This is a genomic window from Ferrovibrio sp., from assembly GCF_029255545.1.
Taxonomy (GTDB): domain Bacteria; phylum Pseudomonadota; class Alphaproteobacteria; order Ferrovibrionales; family Ferrovibrionaceae; genus Ferrovibrio.
Map to the genome: position 1 here is coordinate 1 of NZ_JANLJJ010000074.1, position 18681 is coordinate 18681.

Annotated in this window: 12 protein-coding genes and 1 tRNA gene; 9 read left to right on the forward strand and 4 right to left on the reverse strand. The window is 65.2% G+C overall.

Annotated elements, in window-relative coordinates; translation table 11 throughout:
- The 4 genes from Q1J79_RS14540 to Q1J79_RS14555 form a co-directional block, all read right to left on the reverse strand.
- Positions 1-6706, reverse strand: a 6706-nt coding sequence (locus tag Q1J79_RS14540) for a hypothetical protein (RefSeq protein WP_300301683.1), incomplete at its 3' end; no start/stop codon positions are given.
- 687 nt (positions 6707-7393) lie between these two features.
- Positions 7394-8335, reverse strand: a complete 942-nt coding sequence (locus Q1J79_RS14545) for a UDP-glucuronic acid decarboxylase family protein (RefSeq protein WP_300301685.1) — start codon at positions 8333-8335, stop codon at positions 7394-7396.
- Positions 8336-8449: 114 nt separating this feature from the next.
- Positions 8450-8875 carry a nucleoside deaminase gene (locus Q1J79_RS14550; RefSeq protein ID WP_300301687.1) on the reverse strand — a complete coding sequence of 142 codons (426 nt, stop codon included), beginning with the start codon at positions 8873-8875 and terminating at the stop codon, positions 8450-8452.
- Between the two features lie 93 nt (positions 8876-8968).
- Positions 8969-9044: transfer RNA gene (locus Q1J79_RS14555), tRNA-Glu, on the reverse strand.
- Between the two features lie 287 nt (positions 9045-9331).
- Here Q1J79_RS14555 and Q1J79_RS14560 point away from each other — a divergent pair.
- The 9 genes from Q1J79_RS14560 to Q1J79_RS14600 are packed head-to-tail and all read left to right on the forward strand — an operon-like array spanning position 9332 to position 18662.
- Positions 9332-10069, forward strand: coding sequence for a FadR/GntR family transcriptional regulator (locus Q1J79_RS14560; RefSeq protein WP_300301689.1), 738 nt, complete (start codon positions 9332-9334; stop codon positions 10067-10069).
- A gap of 23 nt (positions 10070-10092) precedes the next feature.
- Positions 10093-11925 carry a gamma-glutamyltransferase family protein gene (locus Q1J79_RS14565; protein WP_300301691.1) on the forward strand — a complete coding sequence of 611 codons (1833 nt, stop codon included), beginning with the start codon at positions 10093-10095 and terminating at the stop codon, positions 11923-11925.
- Between the two features lie 7 nt (positions 11926-11932).
- Positions 11933-12649: a DUF1028 domain-containing protein gene (locus Q1J79_RS14570; RefSeq protein WP_300301693.1), complete on the forward strand. Its 717-nt coding sequence runs from the start codon at positions 11933-11935 to the stop codon at positions 12647-12649.
- The gene (locus Q1J79_RS14575) at positions 12649-13620 is read left to right on the forward strand and encodes an ABC transporter ATP-binding protein (RefSeq protein WP_300301695.1); all 972 of its coding nucleotides are present in this window, start codon (positions 12649-12651) and stop codon (positions 13618-13620) included. Before Q1J79_RS14570 ends, Q1J79_RS14575 begins: the two co-directional genes overlap by 1 nt.
- The gene (locus tag Q1J79_RS14580) at positions 13617-14687 is read left to right on the forward strand and encodes an ABC transporter ATP-binding protein (RefSeq protein WP_300301697.1); all 1071 of its coding nucleotides are present in this window, start codon (positions 13617-13619) and stop codon (positions 14685-14687) included. Before Q1J79_RS14575 ends, Q1J79_RS14580 begins: the two co-directional genes overlap by 4 nt.
- A 20-nt stretch (positions 14688-14707) precedes the next feature.
- The gene (locus tag Q1J79_RS14585) at positions 14708-16231 is read left to right on the forward strand and encodes an ABC transporter substrate-binding protein (protein WP_300301699.1); all 1524 of its coding nucleotides are present in this window, start codon (positions 14708-14710) and stop codon (positions 16229-16231) included.
- Between the two features lie 56 nt (positions 16232-16287).
- Positions 16288-17229 carry an ABC transporter permease gene (locus tag Q1J79_RS14590; protein ID WP_300301701.1) on the forward strand — a complete coding sequence of 314 codons (942 nt, stop codon included), beginning with the start codon at positions 16288-16290 and terminating at the stop codon, positions 17227-17229.
- Positions 17226-18113: an ABC transporter permease gene (locus Q1J79_RS14595; protein WP_300301703.1), complete on the forward strand. Its 888-nt coding sequence runs from the start codon at positions 17226-17228 to the stop codon at positions 18111-18113. Before Q1J79_RS14590 ends, Q1J79_RS14595 begins: the two co-directional genes overlap by 4 nt.
- A gap of 60 nt (positions 18114-18173) precedes the next feature.
- Positions 18174-18662: a cupin domain-containing protein gene (locus tag Q1J79_RS14600; protein WP_300301705.1), complete on the forward strand. Its 489-nt coding sequence runs from the start codon at positions 18174-18176 to the stop codon at positions 18660-18662.
- Positions 18663-18681 lie beyond the last annotated feature (19 nt).

Here is an 18681-nt window from a genome sequence, read left to right on the forward strand (position 1 = left end):
TGGTCAGGGCGTCGATCTGCGTCGTGGTGAAACCCTTCACCTGCGCCGCGCTCAGTGCCTGGATTTGAGTGGTATCCAGAGCCGAGACATTCGTCGTGGTCAACGCGCCGATCTGCGCCGTGGTCAGGCCCTTGATCTGCGTCGTGGTCAGGTCACCGATATCGGTGGTGGTCAGCGCGTCGATCTGCGTCGTGGTCAGCGCCGCGACCTGGGCCGAACTCAGCGCCTGGGCCTGGGTGGTATCCAGCGCCGACACATTGGTGGTGCTCAGCGCCTTCAGCTGCGTGGCCGTCAGCGCCGTGACCTGCGTCGTGCCCAGCTCACCGATATCGGTGGTGGTCAGCGCATCGACCTGCGTCGTGGTCAGCCCGGCGACCTGCGTGCCCGTCAGCGCCTGGGCCTGGGTGGTATCCAGGGCCAGCAGGTTGGTCGTGCTCAGCGCGCCGATCTGGGCGGCGGTCAGACCCTTGACCTGGGTGGTGCCCAGTTCGCCGATGTCGGTGGTGGTCAGCGCGTTGAGCTGCGTGCTGGTCAGCGCGCTGACCTGCGCCGAGCTCAGCGCCTGCGTCTGCGTGGTGTCGAGCGCCGACAGGTTGGTCGTGCTCAGCGCCTTCAGCTGCGTGCTGGTCAGGCCCTTGATCTGGGTCGTGGTCAGATCGCCGATATCGGTGGTGGTCAGGCCAGACAACTGATCGGTGGTCAGCGCGGCAACCTGCGCCGAGCTCAGCGCCTCGGACTGCGTGGTGGTCAGCGCCGACAGGTTGGTCGAGGTCAGCCCCTTCACCTGCGCGGTGCTCAAGGCCTGGATCTGCGTATCGGCCAGCGCGCCAACCTGCGTGGTGGTGAACTCGCCAAGCTGCGTGGTGGTCAGGCCCTTCACCTGCGTCGTGGTCAGGTCGCCGATGTCGGTGGTGGTCAGGCCGCTGATCTGCGTCGTGCTCAGCACCGCGATCTGCGCCGCCGTCAGCGCCTGCGCCTGGGTGGTGTCCAGGGCCGACAGGTTGGTCGAGGTCAGCGCCCCCACCTGACTGGTGGTCAACGCGCCGACCTGGGTCGAGGACAGCTTGCCCACGTCGGTGGTGGTCAGCGCATCGATCTGCGTCGTGGTCAGGCCCTTGATCTGCGTCGCGTTCAGCGCCTGCACCTGGGTAGCGGCCAGCGCCGAGACATTGGTGGTGCTCAGCGCGCCGATCTGCGCCGCGGTCAGACCCTTGATCTGGGTCGTCTCCAACTCGCCGATATCGGTCGTGGTCAACGCGTCGATCTGCGTCGTGGTCAGCGCTGCGACCTGGGTCGAGGCCAGCGACTGCACCTGGGTGGTGTTGAGCGCCGACACGTTGGTGGTGTTCAGCGCCTTCAGCTGCGTCGAGGTCAGACCGGCGACCTGGGTCGTGCCCAGCTCACCGATATCGGTGGTGGTCAGCGCATCCAGCTGCGTCGTGGTCAGGCCCTTGATCTGGGTGGCGTTCAGCGCTTGCACCTGTGTGGTGTCCAGCGCCGACAGGTTGGTGGTGCTCAGCGAACCAAGCTGCGCCGAGGTCAGGCCCTTGATCTGGGTGGTGGTCAGGTCACCGATATCGGTGGTGGTCAGGCCACTCAGCTGCGTCGAGGTCAGCGCGCCGATCAGCGCCGAGCTCAGAGCCTCGGATTGCGTGGTGGTCAGCGCCGACAGGGTGGTCGAAGACAGACCGCTGATCTGCGTGGTGGTCAGCACATTGATCTGCGTGTCAGCCAGCGCGCCGATCTGCGTGGTGGTCAGGCTGCCGATCTGTGTCGAGGTCAGGCCCTTCACCTGGGTGGTGGTCAGGTCGCCGATGTCGGTGGTGGTCAGACCACCGATCTGGGTCGTGCTCAGCACGCCGACCTGCGCCGCCGTCAGCGCCTGCGCCTGGGTGGTGTCCAGCGCCGACAGGTTGGTCGAGGTCAGCGCCCCTACCTGGCTGGTGGTCAGCGCGCCGACCTGCGTCGAGGACAGCTTGCCCACGTCGGTGGTGGTGAGCGCATCGATCTGCGTGGTGGTGAAGCCCTTCACCTGCGCCGCGCTCAGCGCCTGCACCTGCGTGGTGGCCAGCGCCGAGACATTGGTGGTGCTCAGCGCGCCGATCTGCGCCGTGGTCAGACCCGTGATCTGGGTCGTCTCCAACTCGCCGATATCGGTGGTGGTCAGCGCCGCGACCTGGTCAGTGGTCAGCGCCGCGACCTGGGTCGAGGCCAGCGACTGTACCTGAGTGGTGTTCAGCGCCGACACGTTGGTGGTGCTCAGCGCCTTCAGCTGCGTCGCGGCCAGCGCGCCAACCTGCGTCGTGCCCAGCTCACCGATATCGGTGGTGGTCAGCGCATCCAGCTGCGTCGTGGTCAACGCCTTGACCTGGGTGGCGCTCAGCGCCTGGGCCTGGGTAGTGTCCAGCGCCGACAGGTTGGTCGTGCTCAGCGCCTTCAGCTGCGTGGTGGTCAGCGCCTTGATCTGGGTGGTGGTCAGATCGCCAATGTCGGTGGTGGTCAGACCATTGAGCTGCGTGGTGGTCAGCGCCGCGACCTGCGCCGCGCTCAGCGCCTCGGATTGCGTGGTGGTCAGCGCCGACAGGTTGGTCGAGCCCAGCGCCTGGACCTGGGTGGTGCTCAGCGCCTGGATCTGCGTATCGGCCAGCGCGCCGACCTGCGTGGTGGTCAGCGACTGCAACTGCGCGGTGGTCAGGCCCTTGATCTGGGTGGTGCCCAGCTCACCAATATCCGTGGTGGTCAGGTCTGTGAATTCAAGCTCGTCTATTCCCGCGATCTGGGCCGCGCTCAGCGCCTGCACCTGCGTTGTGTCCAGCGCCGACAGCTGGGTCGAATCCAGCAGGCCAAGCTGCGTGGTGGTCAGGCCCTTGATCTGCGTGGTGCCAAAATCGGCAAAGTCAGTGGTGGCAAGACTTGCGAGGTAATACTCATCTATTGCCGCGATCTGGGTCGCGCTCAGCGCCTGGAACTGCGTGGTGTCGAGCGCCGACAGGTGGGTGTCGTACAGCTCATTGATAAAACTGGTGGTGAACGCGGCGACCTGGGTCGCGGCGAACTCGGATATGTCGGTCGTGCTCAAGTAAAAGGCGATATTCGTATCCAGCGCCTTGATCTGCGTGGTGCTGAATGCCTGGACCTGCGTGCTGTTCAACAAGACAAAGGTAGCATCATCCAATTCCGCGACCTGGGCCGCGGTCAGGCCCGGAATCTGCGTCGTGGTCAGCTGGGAGAACAACGTCTCGTTAAAGAAGCTGACAGAACCAACTGTATTAGGGTCGATCGCGCCGATCTGCGTGCTGCTCAGGGCCTGGAACTGCGCGGTCGAAACATCCTCGAAGAATAGCCAGTCCAGGCTCTTGATCTGCGTCGTCGTCAGCGCCTGGAACTGCGTCGTCGTCAGCTCACCGATACTGGTAGCATCAAGCGCACCAAGTAATGTCGTCGTCAGCGCCGCGATCTGCGACGAGGTCAGCGCCTGCACCTGCGTGCTGTTCAAATCTTGGAAGTTATTCGAGTCGACGCCCTGAATCTGGGTCGAGGTCAGGGCCTTGATCTGCGTGGTGGTGAGGCTGTTGAGATCGGTCGTATCAATGCCATTCAGCTGCGTGGTGGTCAGCGCCTTGACCTGCGTGGTGGTCAGCGCCTGCAGCTGGGTGGTGCTCAGTGCCGCCAGGTTGGTGGAGCTCAGCGCCTGCACCTGCGTCGTGCTCAGCGCCTGGATCTGCGTATCGGCCAGCGCATTCGTCTGGGTGGTGGTCAGGTTGCCGACCTGCGTGGTGGTCAGGCCCTTGATCTGGGTCGTGCCCAGCTCACCGATATCGGTGGTGGTCAGCGCGCCCAGCTGCGTGGTGGTCAGGCCGCCGACCTGCGCCGCGCTCAGTGCCTGGGCCTGGGTCGTGTCGAAGGCCGACAGGTCGGTGGTGCTCAGCGCCTGCAACTGCGTGGTGGTCAGCCCGGCGACCTGGGTCGTGCCCAGCTTGGCCACATCGGTGGTGGTGAGCGCGTCGACCTGCGTGGTGGTGAAGCCTTTCACCTGCGCCGCGCTCAGCGCCTGAATCTGCGTCGAGGTGAAGGCCGAGACATTGGTAGTGCTCAGCTGGCCAACCTGCGTCGAGGTCAGGGCCTTGATCTGCGTGGTGGTCAGGTCGCCAATATCGGTGGTGGTCAGGCCATCGATCTGGTCGGTGGTCAGCGCCGCGATCTGCGTGGCGGTCAGCGCCTGCGCCTGGGTGGTGTTCAGCGCCGAGACGTTGGTCGAGGTCAGGCCCTTGACCTGGGCGGCGCTCAGCGCCGCGACCTGCGACGAGGCCAGCTCGCCGATATCGGTGGTGGTCAGCGCGCCCAGCTGCGTGGTGGTCAGGCCCTTGAGCTGCGTGGTGGTCAGCGCCTGGACCTGGGTGGTGTTCAGCGCCGACAGATTCGTGGTGCTCAGCCCGCCGAGCTGCGTCGCCGTCAGACCTTTGATCTGGGTGGTGCCCAGCTCGCCGATATCGGTGGTGGTGAGCGCGTTGAGCTGCGTGGTGGTCAGCGCGCCAACCTGGGCCGAGGTCAGCGCCTGGGCCTGGGTGGTGGTGAGCGCGGACAGATTCGTGGTGCTGAGCGCCTTGAGCTGGGTGCTGGTGAAGCCCTTGATCTGCGTGGTGGTCAGGTCGCCGATATCGGTGGTGGTCAGGCTGCTCAGCTGCGTGGTGGTCAGCGCCGCGATATTCGCGGCGCTCAGCGCCTGCGCCTGGGTGGTATCAAGCGCCGACAGGTTGGTCGAGGTCAGACCCTGAACCTGAGTCGTGCTCAGCACGCCGATCTGGGTGGAGGTCAGTCCGCCCAGCTGCGTGGTGGTCAGCAGGCCGAGCTGCGTGCTGGTCAGGCCCTTCACCTGGGTGGTGGTCAGGTCGCCGATATCGGTGGTGGTCAGGCCGCCGATCTGCGTGGTGTTCAGCGCGCCGACCTGCGCCGCCGTCAGGCCCTGGGCCTGGGTGGTGTCGAGCGCGGACAGATTCGTGCTGCTGAGCGACTGAAGCTGCGTGGCGGTCAGCGCCCCAACCTGGGTCGAGGACAGCTTGGTCACATCGGTGGTGGTCAGCGCGTCGATCTGCGTGGTGGTGAAGCCCTTCACCTGCGCGGCGCTCAGCGCCTGCAGCTGGGTGGTGCTGAAGGCGGCGACGTTGGTGGTGGTCAGCGCGCCGACCTGGGCACTGGTCAGCGCCTTGACCTGCGACGTGGTCAGATCGCCGATATCGGTGGTGGTGAGGCCATCGATCTGCGTGGTGGTCAGCGAAGCGACCTGCGTGGAGGTCAGCGCCTGGGACTGCGTGGTGTTGAGCGCGTTCAGGTTCGTGGTGGTGAGCGCCTTGACCTGCGCGGCGGTCAGCGACGCGACCTGCGACGAGGCCAGCTCACCAATATCGGTGGTGGTCAGCGCGCCGATCTGCGTGGTGGTCAGGCCCTTGAGCTGCGTCGAGGTCAGCGCCTGGGTCTGCGTGGTGTCGAGCGCCGAGATATTCGTCGTGCTCAGCGCGGCGAGCTGCGACGACGTCAAACCCTTGATCTGGGTGGTGCCGAATTCGCCGATATCGGTGGTGGTCAGCGCGGCAAGCTGGGTGGTGGTCAGCGCGGCGATGCGGTTGCTGGCCAGCGCCTGCACCTGCGTGGAATCGAGCGCCGAGATATTCGTCGTGCTCAGCGACTTCAGCTGGGTCGAGGTCAGCCCCTTCACCTGAGTGGTGGTCAGATCGCCGATATCCGTGGTGGTCAGGCCGCTGAGCTGCGTGGTGGTCAGCGCGCTGACCTGCGCCGCCGTCAGGCCCGAGGCCTGGGTGGTATCCAGCGCCGACAGGTTGGTCGAGGTCAGCCCCTGCACCTGGGTGGCGCTCAGGGCCGCGAGCTGCGTCGAGGTCGCCGCGCTCAGCTGCGTCGTGGTCAGCAGGCCGATCTGCGCCGAGGTCAGGCCCTTCACCTGCGTGGTGGTCAGGTCGCCGATATCGGTCGAGGTCAGGCCGTTGATCTGCGTGGTGGTCAGCGCGCCGACCTGCGCCGCCGTCAGGCCCGAGGCCTGGGTGGTGTCGAGGGCGGACAGATTCGTGGTGCTGAATGCCTTGATCTGCGTGGTGGTCAGGCCAGCGACCTGGCTGGAGGTCAGCTTGGCGATATCCGTTGTGGTCAGGGTATCGATCTGGGTGGTGGTCAGGCCCCGGATCTGCGTCGAGGACAGCGCCTGCAGCTGCGTCGTGTCGAGCGCGGCCAGATTCGTGGTGGACAGCGCACCGACCTGCGTGCTGGTCAGGCCCTTGACCTGCGTGGTGGTCAGGTCGCCGATATCGGTGGTGGTCAACGCGCCGATCTGCGTGGTGGTCAGCGCGGCGATCTGGGTGGCGGTCAGCGCTTCCGACTGCGTGGTATCGAGCGCGGAAAGGCTGGTGGTGGAGATCGCCTTGATCTGAGCCTGGCTGAACACCGCCAGCTGATCGGCGTCGAACACGAATTGCGTGTAATCGAGGGCGGCAACCTGGCTGGTGGTCAGCGCCTTGACCTGCGTGGTCAGCAGGGCATCGATCTGGGTGGTATCGAGGACGCCGATGTTGGTGGTCGTCAGCGCCGCGATCTGCGTCGACTTGAGCGATTGGATGTCGGTCGTCGTCAGAGCCTGCACCGCGGTGCTCGACAACGCAGCGATCTGGGCCGCTGAAAGATAGGAAATCGGAGAAACCATGATACCCCCCTTTGCCAGCGCCTAGGCGCCGAGCAAGCCGATTAGCAGGACTCGCGATGAACCACGCAGGGCAGCCTCATGCCTGTGCAGCGCGACACATCGCGAAAAAAACCAGCTACGGGGAGTGATGCGGAAAGCCCTCGGGCGAGCCCGATTCCGGGCTGACGCAGGGCGGTATTCGGCCAAGAATATGCGGACGGGCAGTCTATGACTGCCCCGCAAGCGGTACTCATGGCTAGCGCTCACTTTCTGTAGCGGTTCGCAATAACTTTCTGTACGCGATAATATTGCTAGTTGATATTCGCGCGCTGCGCAAGCCAGAATCTACGCGCAACTGATTACCGGCCCGCGACATACACGCGTTGGTCGGTGAAACAACCCGGCTTGAAGCTTAAGCTGGCACCGCCCCGCCGCCAATTGCCCTGGCGCCTGGCCACTTGGCGTCCGATATAATCTGAATGCTGATTAATAAAAAACGATCTCGGCCATATGGTTAACGCGAAATTCCCGGTTTACCAGTGATTTTTCCGCCCCCGTCCGACGCGACAGGCTCGGGAATCTTTGGCCTATACTCATGGTTGTAGGTCGATCGGGCGGCTTTGCCCGGTTTCCGGCCGAAAAATGGGTGCTCACTGCCGATTTAGGACTTATGTCCTGCGGTTCAGAGGCCTTTGCGGCCCCCTGCCCTCACAAAATCGAGCGGAAATAGGCGATGGTTTCCTTTAGGCCGTCTTCCAGCGCGACTCGCGGTTCCCAGCCGAGCAGCTGCCTGGCCCGGCTGATATCCGGCTGGCGCTGCCTGGGATCGTCGGACGGCAGCGGCTGGAAGACCAGCCTGGACGACGAGCCGGTGAGACGGATCACCGCCTCGGCGAGCTGGACCATGGTGAATTCGACCGGGTTGCCAAGATTGATCGGCCCGGTCACCTCGGGCCCGGTGGCCATCAGCCGGACGAAGGCCTCGATCAGATCCGAGACATAGCAGAAGGAGCGCGTCTGCGAACCATCGCCATAGATCGTGATGTCGCGATTGCCCAGCGCCTGCACGATGAAATTCGAAACCACGCGCCCGTCATTGGGATGCATGCGCGGGCCATAGGTGTTGAAGATGCGGCCGACCTTGATCTTCAGCCTGTGCTGCCGGTGATAGTCGAAGAACAGCGTTTCGGCGCAGCGTTTGCCCTCGTCGTAGCATGAGCGCAGGCCGATCGGATTGACGTGGCCCCAGTATTCCTCGGTCTGCGGGTGAATCTGCGGATCGCCGTAGACCTCCGAGGTCGAGGCCTGGAAGATCGTGGCGCGTACGCGCTTGGCCAGGCCCAGCATGTTGATGGCGCCATGCACGCTGGTCTTGGTGGTCTGCACCGGATCGTGCTGGTAATGGATCGGCGAGGCCGGACAGGCCAGGTTGTAGATCTGGTCGACTTCGACATAGAGCGGAAACGTCACGTCGTGCCGCATGATCTCGAAGCGCGGATGCCTCAGCAGGCTTTCGACATTGGTGCGGCGGCCGGTGAAGTAATTGTCGACGCAGAGCACGTCGTTGCCGTCCTTGATCAGGCGCTCGCACAGATGCGACCCGAGGAAACCGGCGCCACCGGTGACGAGAACGCGCCCAGATTCCAGCATTTCAGCCCCCCGCCGATTCACGCTTGCAGCCTGAAAGCTAGCGATGCCCCCGATCCGGCACAAGCATTCCGTATCGGAGCGATCGATTCGCCGGCCGGAGCCGGGCCGGCAGGATCAGACGCCGATATCCTCGTTCCAGAGCTGCGGCTTGGCCGCGATGAAATCGCGCATCAGCCCGATGCAGGTGGTGTCCTGCAGCACCTCGACGGCCACGCCGCGCGACCGCAGCAGCTCTTCCTCGCCCATGAAGGTCTGGTTCTCGCCGATGATCACCTTCGGGATGCCGTAAAGCAGGATCGCGCCGCTGCACATCGAACAGGGCGACAATGTCGTGTAGAGCGTGCAGTCGCGATAGACGCTGGCCGGCTGACGCCCGGCATTCTCGAAGGCATCCATCTCGCCATGCAGGATGGCGCTGCCCTGCTGCACCCGGCGGTTATGGCCGCGGCCGATGATTTTGCCCCGGTGCACGATCACCGAGCCAATCGGAATACCGCCCTCGGCCAGGCCGGCGCGGGCCTCGTCGATGGCCGCCTGCATGAATGAATCCATGAATGCCCCTGACTAGAGCGGCGGGACAGAAGCGTCCTGCCGGCGCCAATGCTCAGATCAATTGTCGGGGCTTGCAAGCATTGGCGACCCCAACGGGAGTCGAACCCGTGTCTTCACCGTGAAAGGGTGACGTCCTAGGCCTCTAGACGATGGGGTCGGCCTGTGGCGGCCGAATCAGACAATCCGGACCGCAGCGCCAGTCGCCCGGCGCGAGGCGGTGTGTACCGTTTACCCCTGCACAAATCAATAGGGGCTGTCCGGGAAATCGAACCCTGCCCGTCGCTTAACCCTGCCTTGGAGCGGCGACTGCGTACCAATTTTGCAATGGTACGATAAAAGGCTTCAGCATTTGCCTGAAGAGGCAGCACTTTGCTCAACAATTCGGCGTATTTAGTTGATTTTTCCGATTGTATACACGAACCATTTCTTTTAGGTTCGATGACCATGAACGAGATGCTGCCCAGAATAGAACCCAGGCCCGCATCCAGCCGCAATGCCGCGGCGGAAGCCGCCGGATTGCTGCGCAAACTGCTGCAGGAACATGCCGCGCGTCCCGGCGAGCCGCTGCCGACCGAACGCGACCTGGCAGCCCGGCTGGGGGTGAGCCGCCGGGTGATCCGCCAGGCCCTGGCCGAGCTGGAGGCCGAGGGCAAGATCTGGCGACGTCAGGGCAAGGGCACCTTCATCGGCCCCGCCCCTACGCTGTCGGCGCCGACGCTCTCGCGGCTGGCCAGCCGCACCAATTTCTACGAGATCATGGAAGTGCGCCTGTATCTGGAGCCCAGCCTGGCGCAACTGGCTGCCCACCGCGCCAGCGCCGAGCAGATCGCCATGATCGGCAAACTGGCCGAGCGGCTGGCGGCGCGCGAGGTGGAAGCCGATCCGGCCACGCTGGAACGCTGGGACAGCGCCTTCCACCGCTGCATCGCCGAGGCCGCCGGCAACCGCCTGTTCCTCGACCTGTTCGAGGTGATCGACAAGATCCGCTACGACGCCGCCTGGCAGAGCATGCGCGCCCGCGCCCGCACGCCCGAAGGCAAGCAACGCTCGGCGCAGCAGCATCTGGAAATCGCCGAAGCCATCGCCGCGCGCGATTCAGCCAGGGCTGGCCAGATCATGCGCCAGCATGTCGCCCTACATCAGGAAGCCCTGCTCAAGGCACTCAATACCGACCCCGCATAACCCAGTCCGAAACCAGGTCCGTCATGTTCAAAGCCCCGTTCGCTTTCACCACCCGCCCGGAAATCAAAGGCACCTTCGGCGTGGTCGCCACCACGCACTGGATCGCTTCCGCCGCCGCCATGGGCGTGCTGGAGCGTGGCGGCAATGCCTTCGATGCGGCGGTGACGGCCGGCTTCGTGCTGCATCTGTGCGAACCACACCTGAACGGCGCTGGCGGCGACCTGCCGGCCCTGCTGTGGAACGCAAAGACCCAGCGCATCGACGTGCTGTGCGGCCAGGGCCCGGCACCGGCCAAGGCCAGCATCGCGCATTTCAAGGCGCAGGGCCTCGACCTGATCCCCGGCTCCGGCCTGCTGGCGCCCTGCGTGCCCGGCGCGGTGGACGGCTGGCTGCTGATGCTGCGCGATTACGGCACCATCGACATCGCCGACGCGCTGGCGCCGGCGATCCATTACGCCAGCCAGGGCTGCCCTCTGGTGCCGCGCGTGATCGAAACGATCGGCACGGTGCAGCAGCTCTTCAAGGATGAGTGGAAAACCTCGGCGGCGATCTGGCTCGACAGGAGCGGTGGGCTGCCGAAGCCTTTTGCGCTGTTCAAACAGGAAGGCCTGGCCGAGACCTATCGCAAGCTGGTGAAGAGCGGCGCGGATCGTGGCGGCAGCCGCGAACAGCGCATCGACGCGGCGCGACGGGCCTGGCGCGAGGGTTTCGTGGCCGAAGCGATCGACAGGTTCTGCGCCAATACCGAGGCGATGGATGCCTCGGGCCGGCGCCATCGCGGCGTGCTGAGCGGCGACGACATGGCGAAATGGCAGGCGCATGTCGAGGCGCCGCTGACCTACGATTATCGCGGCTGGACGGTGGCGAAATGCGGTCCCTGGAGCCAGGGCCCAGCCTTCCTGCAGCAACTGGCGATCCTGCGGCATTTCGATCTCGATGCCATGGAGCCGGCGGGGCCTGATTTCGTGCATACCGTGGTGGAAGCCGCCAAGCTGGCCTTCGCCGACCGCGAGGCCTGGTATGGCGATCCCGATTTCGTCGATGTGCCCATGGCCGACCTGCTGTCGGATGCCTATAACGCCCAGCGCGCCGAGCTGATCGGGCCTTACGCGTCGCTCGACATGCGGCCAGGCAATCCGATGGGCAAGGCGGCGAAGCTCACCTCGATCAAGGCCGGCGCGACCGGCGGCGTCGGCGTCGGCGAACCCACCGTGGGCCGCCTGGCCGGCAGCGACGGTGCGGTGGGCAAACGCGGCAGCGTTAGCGGCGACACCTGCCATGTCGACGTGATCGACCGCTGGGGCAACATGGTCTCGGCCACGCCCTCGGGCGGCTGGCTGCAGAGCTCGCCCACCATTCCCGAACTCGGCTTCTGCCTCGGCACGCGCGCGCAGATGTTCTGGCTGGAGGAAGGCCTGCCGAATTCGCTGCTGCCCGGCAAGCGGCCGCGCACCACGCTGTCGCCCTCCATGGCGCTGAAGGACGGCAAGCCGGCCATGGCCTTCGGCACGCCGGGCGGCGACCAGCAGGATCAATGGCAGCCGCAGCTTTTCCTGAAACTCGTGCATCACGGCATGAACCTGCAGGAAGCCATCGACGGTCCCGCCTGGCATACCGAGCACTTCCCCTCTTCCTTCTATCCGCGCGCCGCCAAGCCAGGCCACCTGGCGCTGGAAGGCCGCTTCCCCAAGGCCACCGTGGAAGCGCTGAAAGAACGCGGCCACAAGGTGGAGGTTGGCGGCGACTGGTCGGAAGGCCGCCTCACCGCCTGCGCCACCGATGAAACGCCCGAAGGAACCCTGCTGCGCGCCGGCGCCAATCCGCGCGGCATGCAGGGCTACGCGGTGGGACGGTGATCGAACGATGACCTGGTCCATCGTTGCCCGCGATGCACGGACCGGCGCCTTCGGCGTGGCGGTGACGACAAAATTCTTTGCCGTTGGCGCGCTCTGCCCGCATGCCGCCGCCGGAGCCGGCGCGCTGGCGACCCAGGCACTGGTCAATCCCACCTGGGGCCCACGCGGCATCGCGCTGCTGAAAGACGGTGTCAGCGCCGAAGGCGTGGTCAGGCAACTTGTGGCCTCCGACGGCGGCCGCGAAACCCGGCAGCTGCATGTGGTGGACCGCGCCGGCCGCATCGCGGCGCATACCGGCGCCGATTGCATCGGCTGGTGCGGCCACAAGGCCGGTGACGGCTTTTCGGTGGCCGGCAACATGCTGGCCGGCGAGGCGGTGATCGAGGCCACCCATGCCAGTTTCGCCGCCAGCACGAAAAACTTTGCCGAGCGTTTCATCGACGCGCTGGATGCCGGTCAGGCGCAGGGCGGCGATAAACGCGGCAAGCAGTCGGCCGCGCTGATCGTCTTCACCACCGAGGATTACCCGGCGCTGAGCCTGCGGGTGGACGACCATGCCGAGCCGCTGGCCGAGCTGCGCCGGCTGTACGATCTCTCGCAGGGCCGCTTTGCCGCCTTCTCGAAATTCATGGCCACGCGCGAGAACCCAAGCGGCGTGTGGGACCGCAGCGTAATCGAGGCCGAGGCGCAAAGGCTGGAAAAGCTGCAGCAGGAGGCTGGCTGATGGCCCTGCTGGAGGTCGATGACCTGCGCACCTATTTCGCCACCGACACTGGCGGCGAGTTCCGGGCTGTAGACGGCGTCAGCTTCGCGGTCGATGGCGGCAGAACGCTGGGCATCGTGGGCGAAAGCGGCTGCGGCAAGTCGGTCACCTCGCTGACCGTGATGGGCCTGCTGCCGAAAACCGGCGCGCGTATCGCGGGTGGAAGCATTCGTTTCGCCGGGCAGGACCTGAGCCGCCTCGATACGGATGCGATGAGCGACCTGCGCGGCAACCGTCTGGCGATGATCTTCCAGGAACCGATGACGTCGCTGAATCCGGCCTTCACCATCGGCGACCAGATCATGGAAGGTTTGATCCGCCACAAGGGCGTGAGCGCGGCGCAGGCGCGTGAACAGGCGATTGCCATGCTGCGCAAGGTGAAGATTCCGGCGCCGGAAAGGCGCATCGACGATTATCCGCACCAGCTTTCCGGTGGCATGCGCCAGCGCGTGATGATCGCCATGGCTCTGGCCTGTGGGCCGGAACTTCTGATCGCCGACGAGCCGACCACGGCGCTGGACGTGACGGTGCAGGCGCAGATCCTCGACCTGTTGCGCGAATTGCAGCGCGACCTGGGCACCGCCATCCTGCTGATCAGCCATGATCTGGGCGTGATCGCCGAGATGGCCGACGAAGTGGCGGTGATGTATGCCGGCCGCGTGGTGGAGAAAGCCCCCGTCGAGCGGCTGTTCGCCGAGCCGCAGCATCCCTATACCATCGGCCTGCTTGGCTCGATCCCACGACTGGATGTCACCCGCGACCACCTGCCCGCCATCCAGGGCAGCGTGCCCGATCCGATGAATCCGCCGCCCGGCTGCCGCTTCAATCCGCGCTGTCCATTCGCCGATGTCGAATGCCGACAGGCTGCACCCGAATTGCGCGACGTGGCGGCAGGCCACGCCGTTGCCTGCTGGAAGGCACCTCTCGCATGAGCGCCCTTCTCGAGGTCAGCGGCCTGACCAAGCATTTCACCGCCAGGACCAACTGGCTGGGCCGGCCCATCAGCCATGTCTCGGCCGTTGACGATGTCAGCTTCAGCCTGCAGGCCGGCGAGACGCTCAGCCTTGTGGGCGAAAGCGGCTGCGGCAAATCCACCACCGGGCGGCTGGTGCTGCGCCTGCTGGAACCCACCGCCGGCGCGATCCGCTACGACGGCCGCGACATCACCCGGCTGGAAGGAACGGCTTTGCGCGACCTGCGTCGCGAGATGCAGCTCGTCTTCCAGGACCCTTATGCTTCGCTCAATCCGCGCATGACCGTGGGCGATATCCTGGCCGAGCCCTTGATGCTGCATGGTCTGGTGCCGCCGGAAAAACGCAAGGCCCGCGTCGAAGAGCTGCTGGGCCTGGTCGGCCTGCGGCCGTCGCATGCGCGGCGATATCCCCATGAATTCTCCGGCGGCCAGCGCCAGCGCATCGGCATCGCCCGCGCGCTGGCGGTACAGCCCAACCTGATCGTGGCCGACGAAGCGGTCTCTGCGCTGGATGTCTCGGTACAGGCCCAGGTGCTCAACCTGCTGAAGGACCTGCAGGCGCGCTTTGGCATCGCGCTGGTCTTCATCGCCCATGATCTGGCCGTGGTGCGCCACATCTCGCAGCGCATCGCCGTGATGTACCTGGGCCATATCGTCGAGATCGCGCCGACGGCCGAGCTGTTCGCCACGCCGCGCCATCCCTATACCCGCGCGTTGCTCTCGGCCATTCCGGTGCCGCAGCCCAAAGCCGCGCGCCAGCGCATCATCCTGAGCGGCGACGTGCCCAGCCCGATCGATCCGCCTGCGGGCTGCCGTTTCCACACGCGCTGCCCCTTCGCCGTCGATCTGTGCCGGCAGCAGAAACCAGCGATGGAGGATAGCTCTGCCGGCCACAGCGTCGCCTGCCATCGCTGGCGCGAGCTGCCAGCCGCAGCACCCCTGCCCGTCGAAAGCGACCAGCCCGGCGCCGCGCGCCTGGCGCGGCTGCAGGCGAAATTCAGCGAACCCGTTTCCCAAACCGAATAATCAACAGGAGAGAGGCAGACATGTTCAGACACGCTACCTATGCCGCCTTTGCGGCGCTCATCATGGCGGCGACTCCCGGCGCCATTTCATCGGCTTCGGCCCAGACGCTGAAATTCGGCCTGGCCGAAGACCCCGACGCGCTGGACCCGACGCTGGCCCGCACCTTCGTCGGCCGCGTCGTATTCTCGGCCCTGTGCGACAAGCTGGTGGATATCTCGCCCGACCTCAAGGTCGTGCCGCAGCTGGCCACCGAATGGAGCTGGTCTGCCGACAACAAGAGCCTGACCTTCAAGCTGCGCCCGGGCGTGACCTTCCATGACGGCGAGAAATTCGACGCCGAAGCGGTGAAGTACAACATCGAGCGGCACAAGACTATGCAGGGTTCGCAGCGTCGCGGCGAGCTTTCGGCCGTCACCTCGGTTGACGTGGTCGATCCGCTGACCGTCAAGCTGAACACGGCCGCGCCGTTCGCGCCACTGCTCGCCACCCTGACCGACCGCGCCGGCATGATGATCTCGCCCAAGGCCGGCAAGGCGCTGGCTGACAAGTTTGCCACCGCGCCGGTCTGCGCCGGTCCATTCAAGTTTGTCGAGCGCGTGGCGCAGGATCGCATCGTGCTGGAGAAGTTCGACGGCTACTGGAACAAGGCCAATATCCACTTCCAGCGCATCGAGTTCCGCCCCTTCACCGACGCCACCGTGCGCCTGGCTAACCTGCGTTCGGGCCAGCTTGATATCCTCGAGCGCCTGGCCGCCACCGATGCGCCTGGCGTGCAGAAGGATGCCAAGCTGAAACTCGGTTCGATCACCGAGATCGGCTATTACGGCATCACCATCAATATCGGCAAGAGCGACAAGGCCAAGACCTCAGCGCTGGGCTCGAGCCAGAAGATCCGCGAGGCCTTCGAGCTGTCGCTCGACCGCAACGGCATCAACAAGGTGGTGTTCGACGGCCTGGCCACGCCGGGCAACCAGTGGGTCGCACCGAACAGCCCGTATTACGCCAAGTCGTCGCCGATCCCGAAGCGCGACGTGGCCAAGGCCAAGGCCCTGCTGAAGGAAGCCGGCAATCCGAACCCGGTGGTGAACCTTGTCACGCCGACCACGACGGATGCCCGCAACATCGCCCAGGTGGTGCAGGCCATGGCCAAGGAAGCCGGCTTCGACGTGCGCATCCAGGCCACTGAATTCGCCACCTCGCTGAACATGGCCGACAAGGGCGATTTCGAGGCCTATATCCTGGCATGGAGCGGCCGCCCCGATCCGGACGGCAACCTCTACAGCTTCCATGGCTGCAAGCAACCGCTGAACTATTCCGGCCTGTGCAATCCGGCGCTGGACGAGGTTCTGAACGATAGCCGCCTGACCACCGACATGGCCCAGCGCCAGGCCGCCTGGAACAAGGCCGCTGCCATCGTGCTGGCCGAACGCCCGATCATCTACCTGCTGCATCGCAAGTGGCTGTGGGCCTATGGCAACAAGCTGTCGGGCTTCAAGGAATATCCCGACGGCCTGATCCGCTTCACCGGCATGAAGCTGGGCTGATACCCCCGGGGATCGCGGTTCAGCCGCGATCCCCTTTCCTCTTTGACCAGAGTCCCATGACCCGTTTCCTGTTCCGCCGCCTGGCCATCCTGCTGCCGACACTGCTGTTCGTGTCGATCATCATCTTCGGGCTGCAGCAATTGCTGCCCGGCGATCCGGCGATTGCCATGGCCGGCGAGGAACGCGACCCGGAAACCATCGCGCAGATCCGCGAGAAATATAACCTCAACAAGCCGATCCATGAGCGTTACCTGCTGTGGATCGGCGGCGTGCTGCAGGGTGATTTCGGCGAATCGATCCGCATCCAGCTGCCGGTGTCGCAGCTACTGGTCGAGAAGCTGCCGGTCACCATCGAACTGGCCATCCTCTCCATGCTGGTGGCGCTGGGCATCGGCCTGCCGGCCGGCATGATCTCGGCGCTCTATAACGGCCGCTGGCCCGACTATGTCGCCAATGTCGTGGGTCTCTGGGGTCTTTCGACGCCGAATTTCTGGCTCGGCATCATGATGATCCTGTTGTTCTCGGTCGAGCTCGGCTGGCTACCGGCCTCGGGCTATGTCAGTCCGCTGGAAGACCCGCTGGGCAATATCGAAGCCATGATCATGCCGGCCTTTGTGCTGGGCACCGGCATTGCGGCCGTGATGATGCGCCATACTCGCAGCGCCATGCTGCAGGTGCTGTCCAGCGACTATATTCGCACGGCGCGGGCCAAGGGCCTGCGCGAGAAAGTCGTGATCGGCAAGCATGCCCTGCGCAATGCCGCCGTGCCGGTGATCACGCTTGGCGCGCTGGAATTCGGCCAGTTGCTGTCGGGCGCGGTGCTGACCGAGCAGATATTTTCCATTCCCGGCTTCGGCAAACTGATCGTCGATGCCGTGTTCAATCGCGACTACGCAGTTGTTCAGGGTGTGGTTCTCTGCACAGCGACAGCCTATATCGTGCTGAACCTGCTGGCCGATATCGCTTACTTCCTGGTGAATCCGAGGCTGCGCGCATGACTGCCGTGACTGTCGATACCTCCGCCCAGCAGCCGGCACAGGAACAAAGCCCGGCGCGGCGCGCCTTCCGCCGCCTGCTGAAACGCAAGGGCGCCGTGGTCGGGCTGGTGGTCGTGGTGCTGTTCCTTGCCTTGGCCGTGCTGGCCGATATGGTCGCGCCCTTTGACCCCATCGAGGCTGACTGGAGCGCCCTGCGCGGGGCACCCACGCTGGAACACCCCTTCGGCGGCGACGAACTGGGCCGCGACGTGCTGTCGCGCGTGATCCACGGCGCGCGGGCCTCGCTGTTTGCCGGCGTGATCTCGGTATTCCTTGCGTTGCTGATCGGTATCCCCGTCGGGCTGCTCTCAGGCTATGCCGGCGGGCTGGTGGACGGCATCATCATGCGCTTCACCGATGCCATGCTGGCCGTGCCCTTCCTGATCCTGGCGATCGCGCTGGCCGCCTTCCTCGGCCCCAGCCTGACCAATGCGATGATCGCCATCGGCATATCGGCGGCGCCGATCTTCATCCGCCTGACGCGGGCGCAGGTGCAGACCGTGAAGGTGGAGGATTACATCGAGGCGGCGCAGGCCGTGGGCAACCCGCCGTTGCGCATCGCCTTCCGCCATATCCTGCCCAATATCTGGCCCGCCCTGATGGTGCAGGCCACGCTGACCATTGCCTCGGCCATCATCGCCGAGGCCAGCCTGTCCTTCCTCGGCCTGGGCCAGCAACCGCCGGCGCCAAGCTGGGGCAGCATGCTGAATTCGGCGAAGGACTTTCTCACCCAGGCGCCCTGGATGGCGATTTATCCAGGCCTGTCGATCTTTGTCGTCGTGCTGTGCTTCAACCTGCTGGGCGATGGCCTGCGCGACGCGCTCGATCCGCGCCACAAGTCATAAGCCTTGCCGTAACGGTTTCGCCTCCCTACCATCCTCCGTATACAGCGCAGGAGGAGTCCCATGGATCACGATCATCACCACACCGACTGGAAGCATGACGGCGTGCGGGTGATCCCGAGCGACAAGCTGGACCCGACGACGGCCGGACAAACGGCCGGCATGAACCGCGCCACCGCGATCAATTTTGCCCGCGCCGGCGCCCAGAAGATCTGGGCCGGCACCGTGCATATCCATGCCAATGCCAAGACCGGCGCGCATCACCATGGCGACCTGGAAAGCGTGATCTACGTGGTGAAGGGCAAAGCGCGCATGCGCTGGGGCAACAACCTGGAATTCGTGGCCGAGGCCGGCCCGGGCGACTTCATCTTCGTGCCGCCCTATGTGCCGCACCAGGAGATCAATGCCAGCAGCGACGAGACGCTGGAATGCGTGCTGGTGCGCTCGGGCCAGGACCCGGTGGTGGTGAACCTGGATATCGAACCCGCCGAGAAGCCCGAGAACGTGGCCTGGGTCGATCCGATCCACGCCGCGCCAAGCCAGGCAAAGTAGCTCCCGCTCTCTGACATTT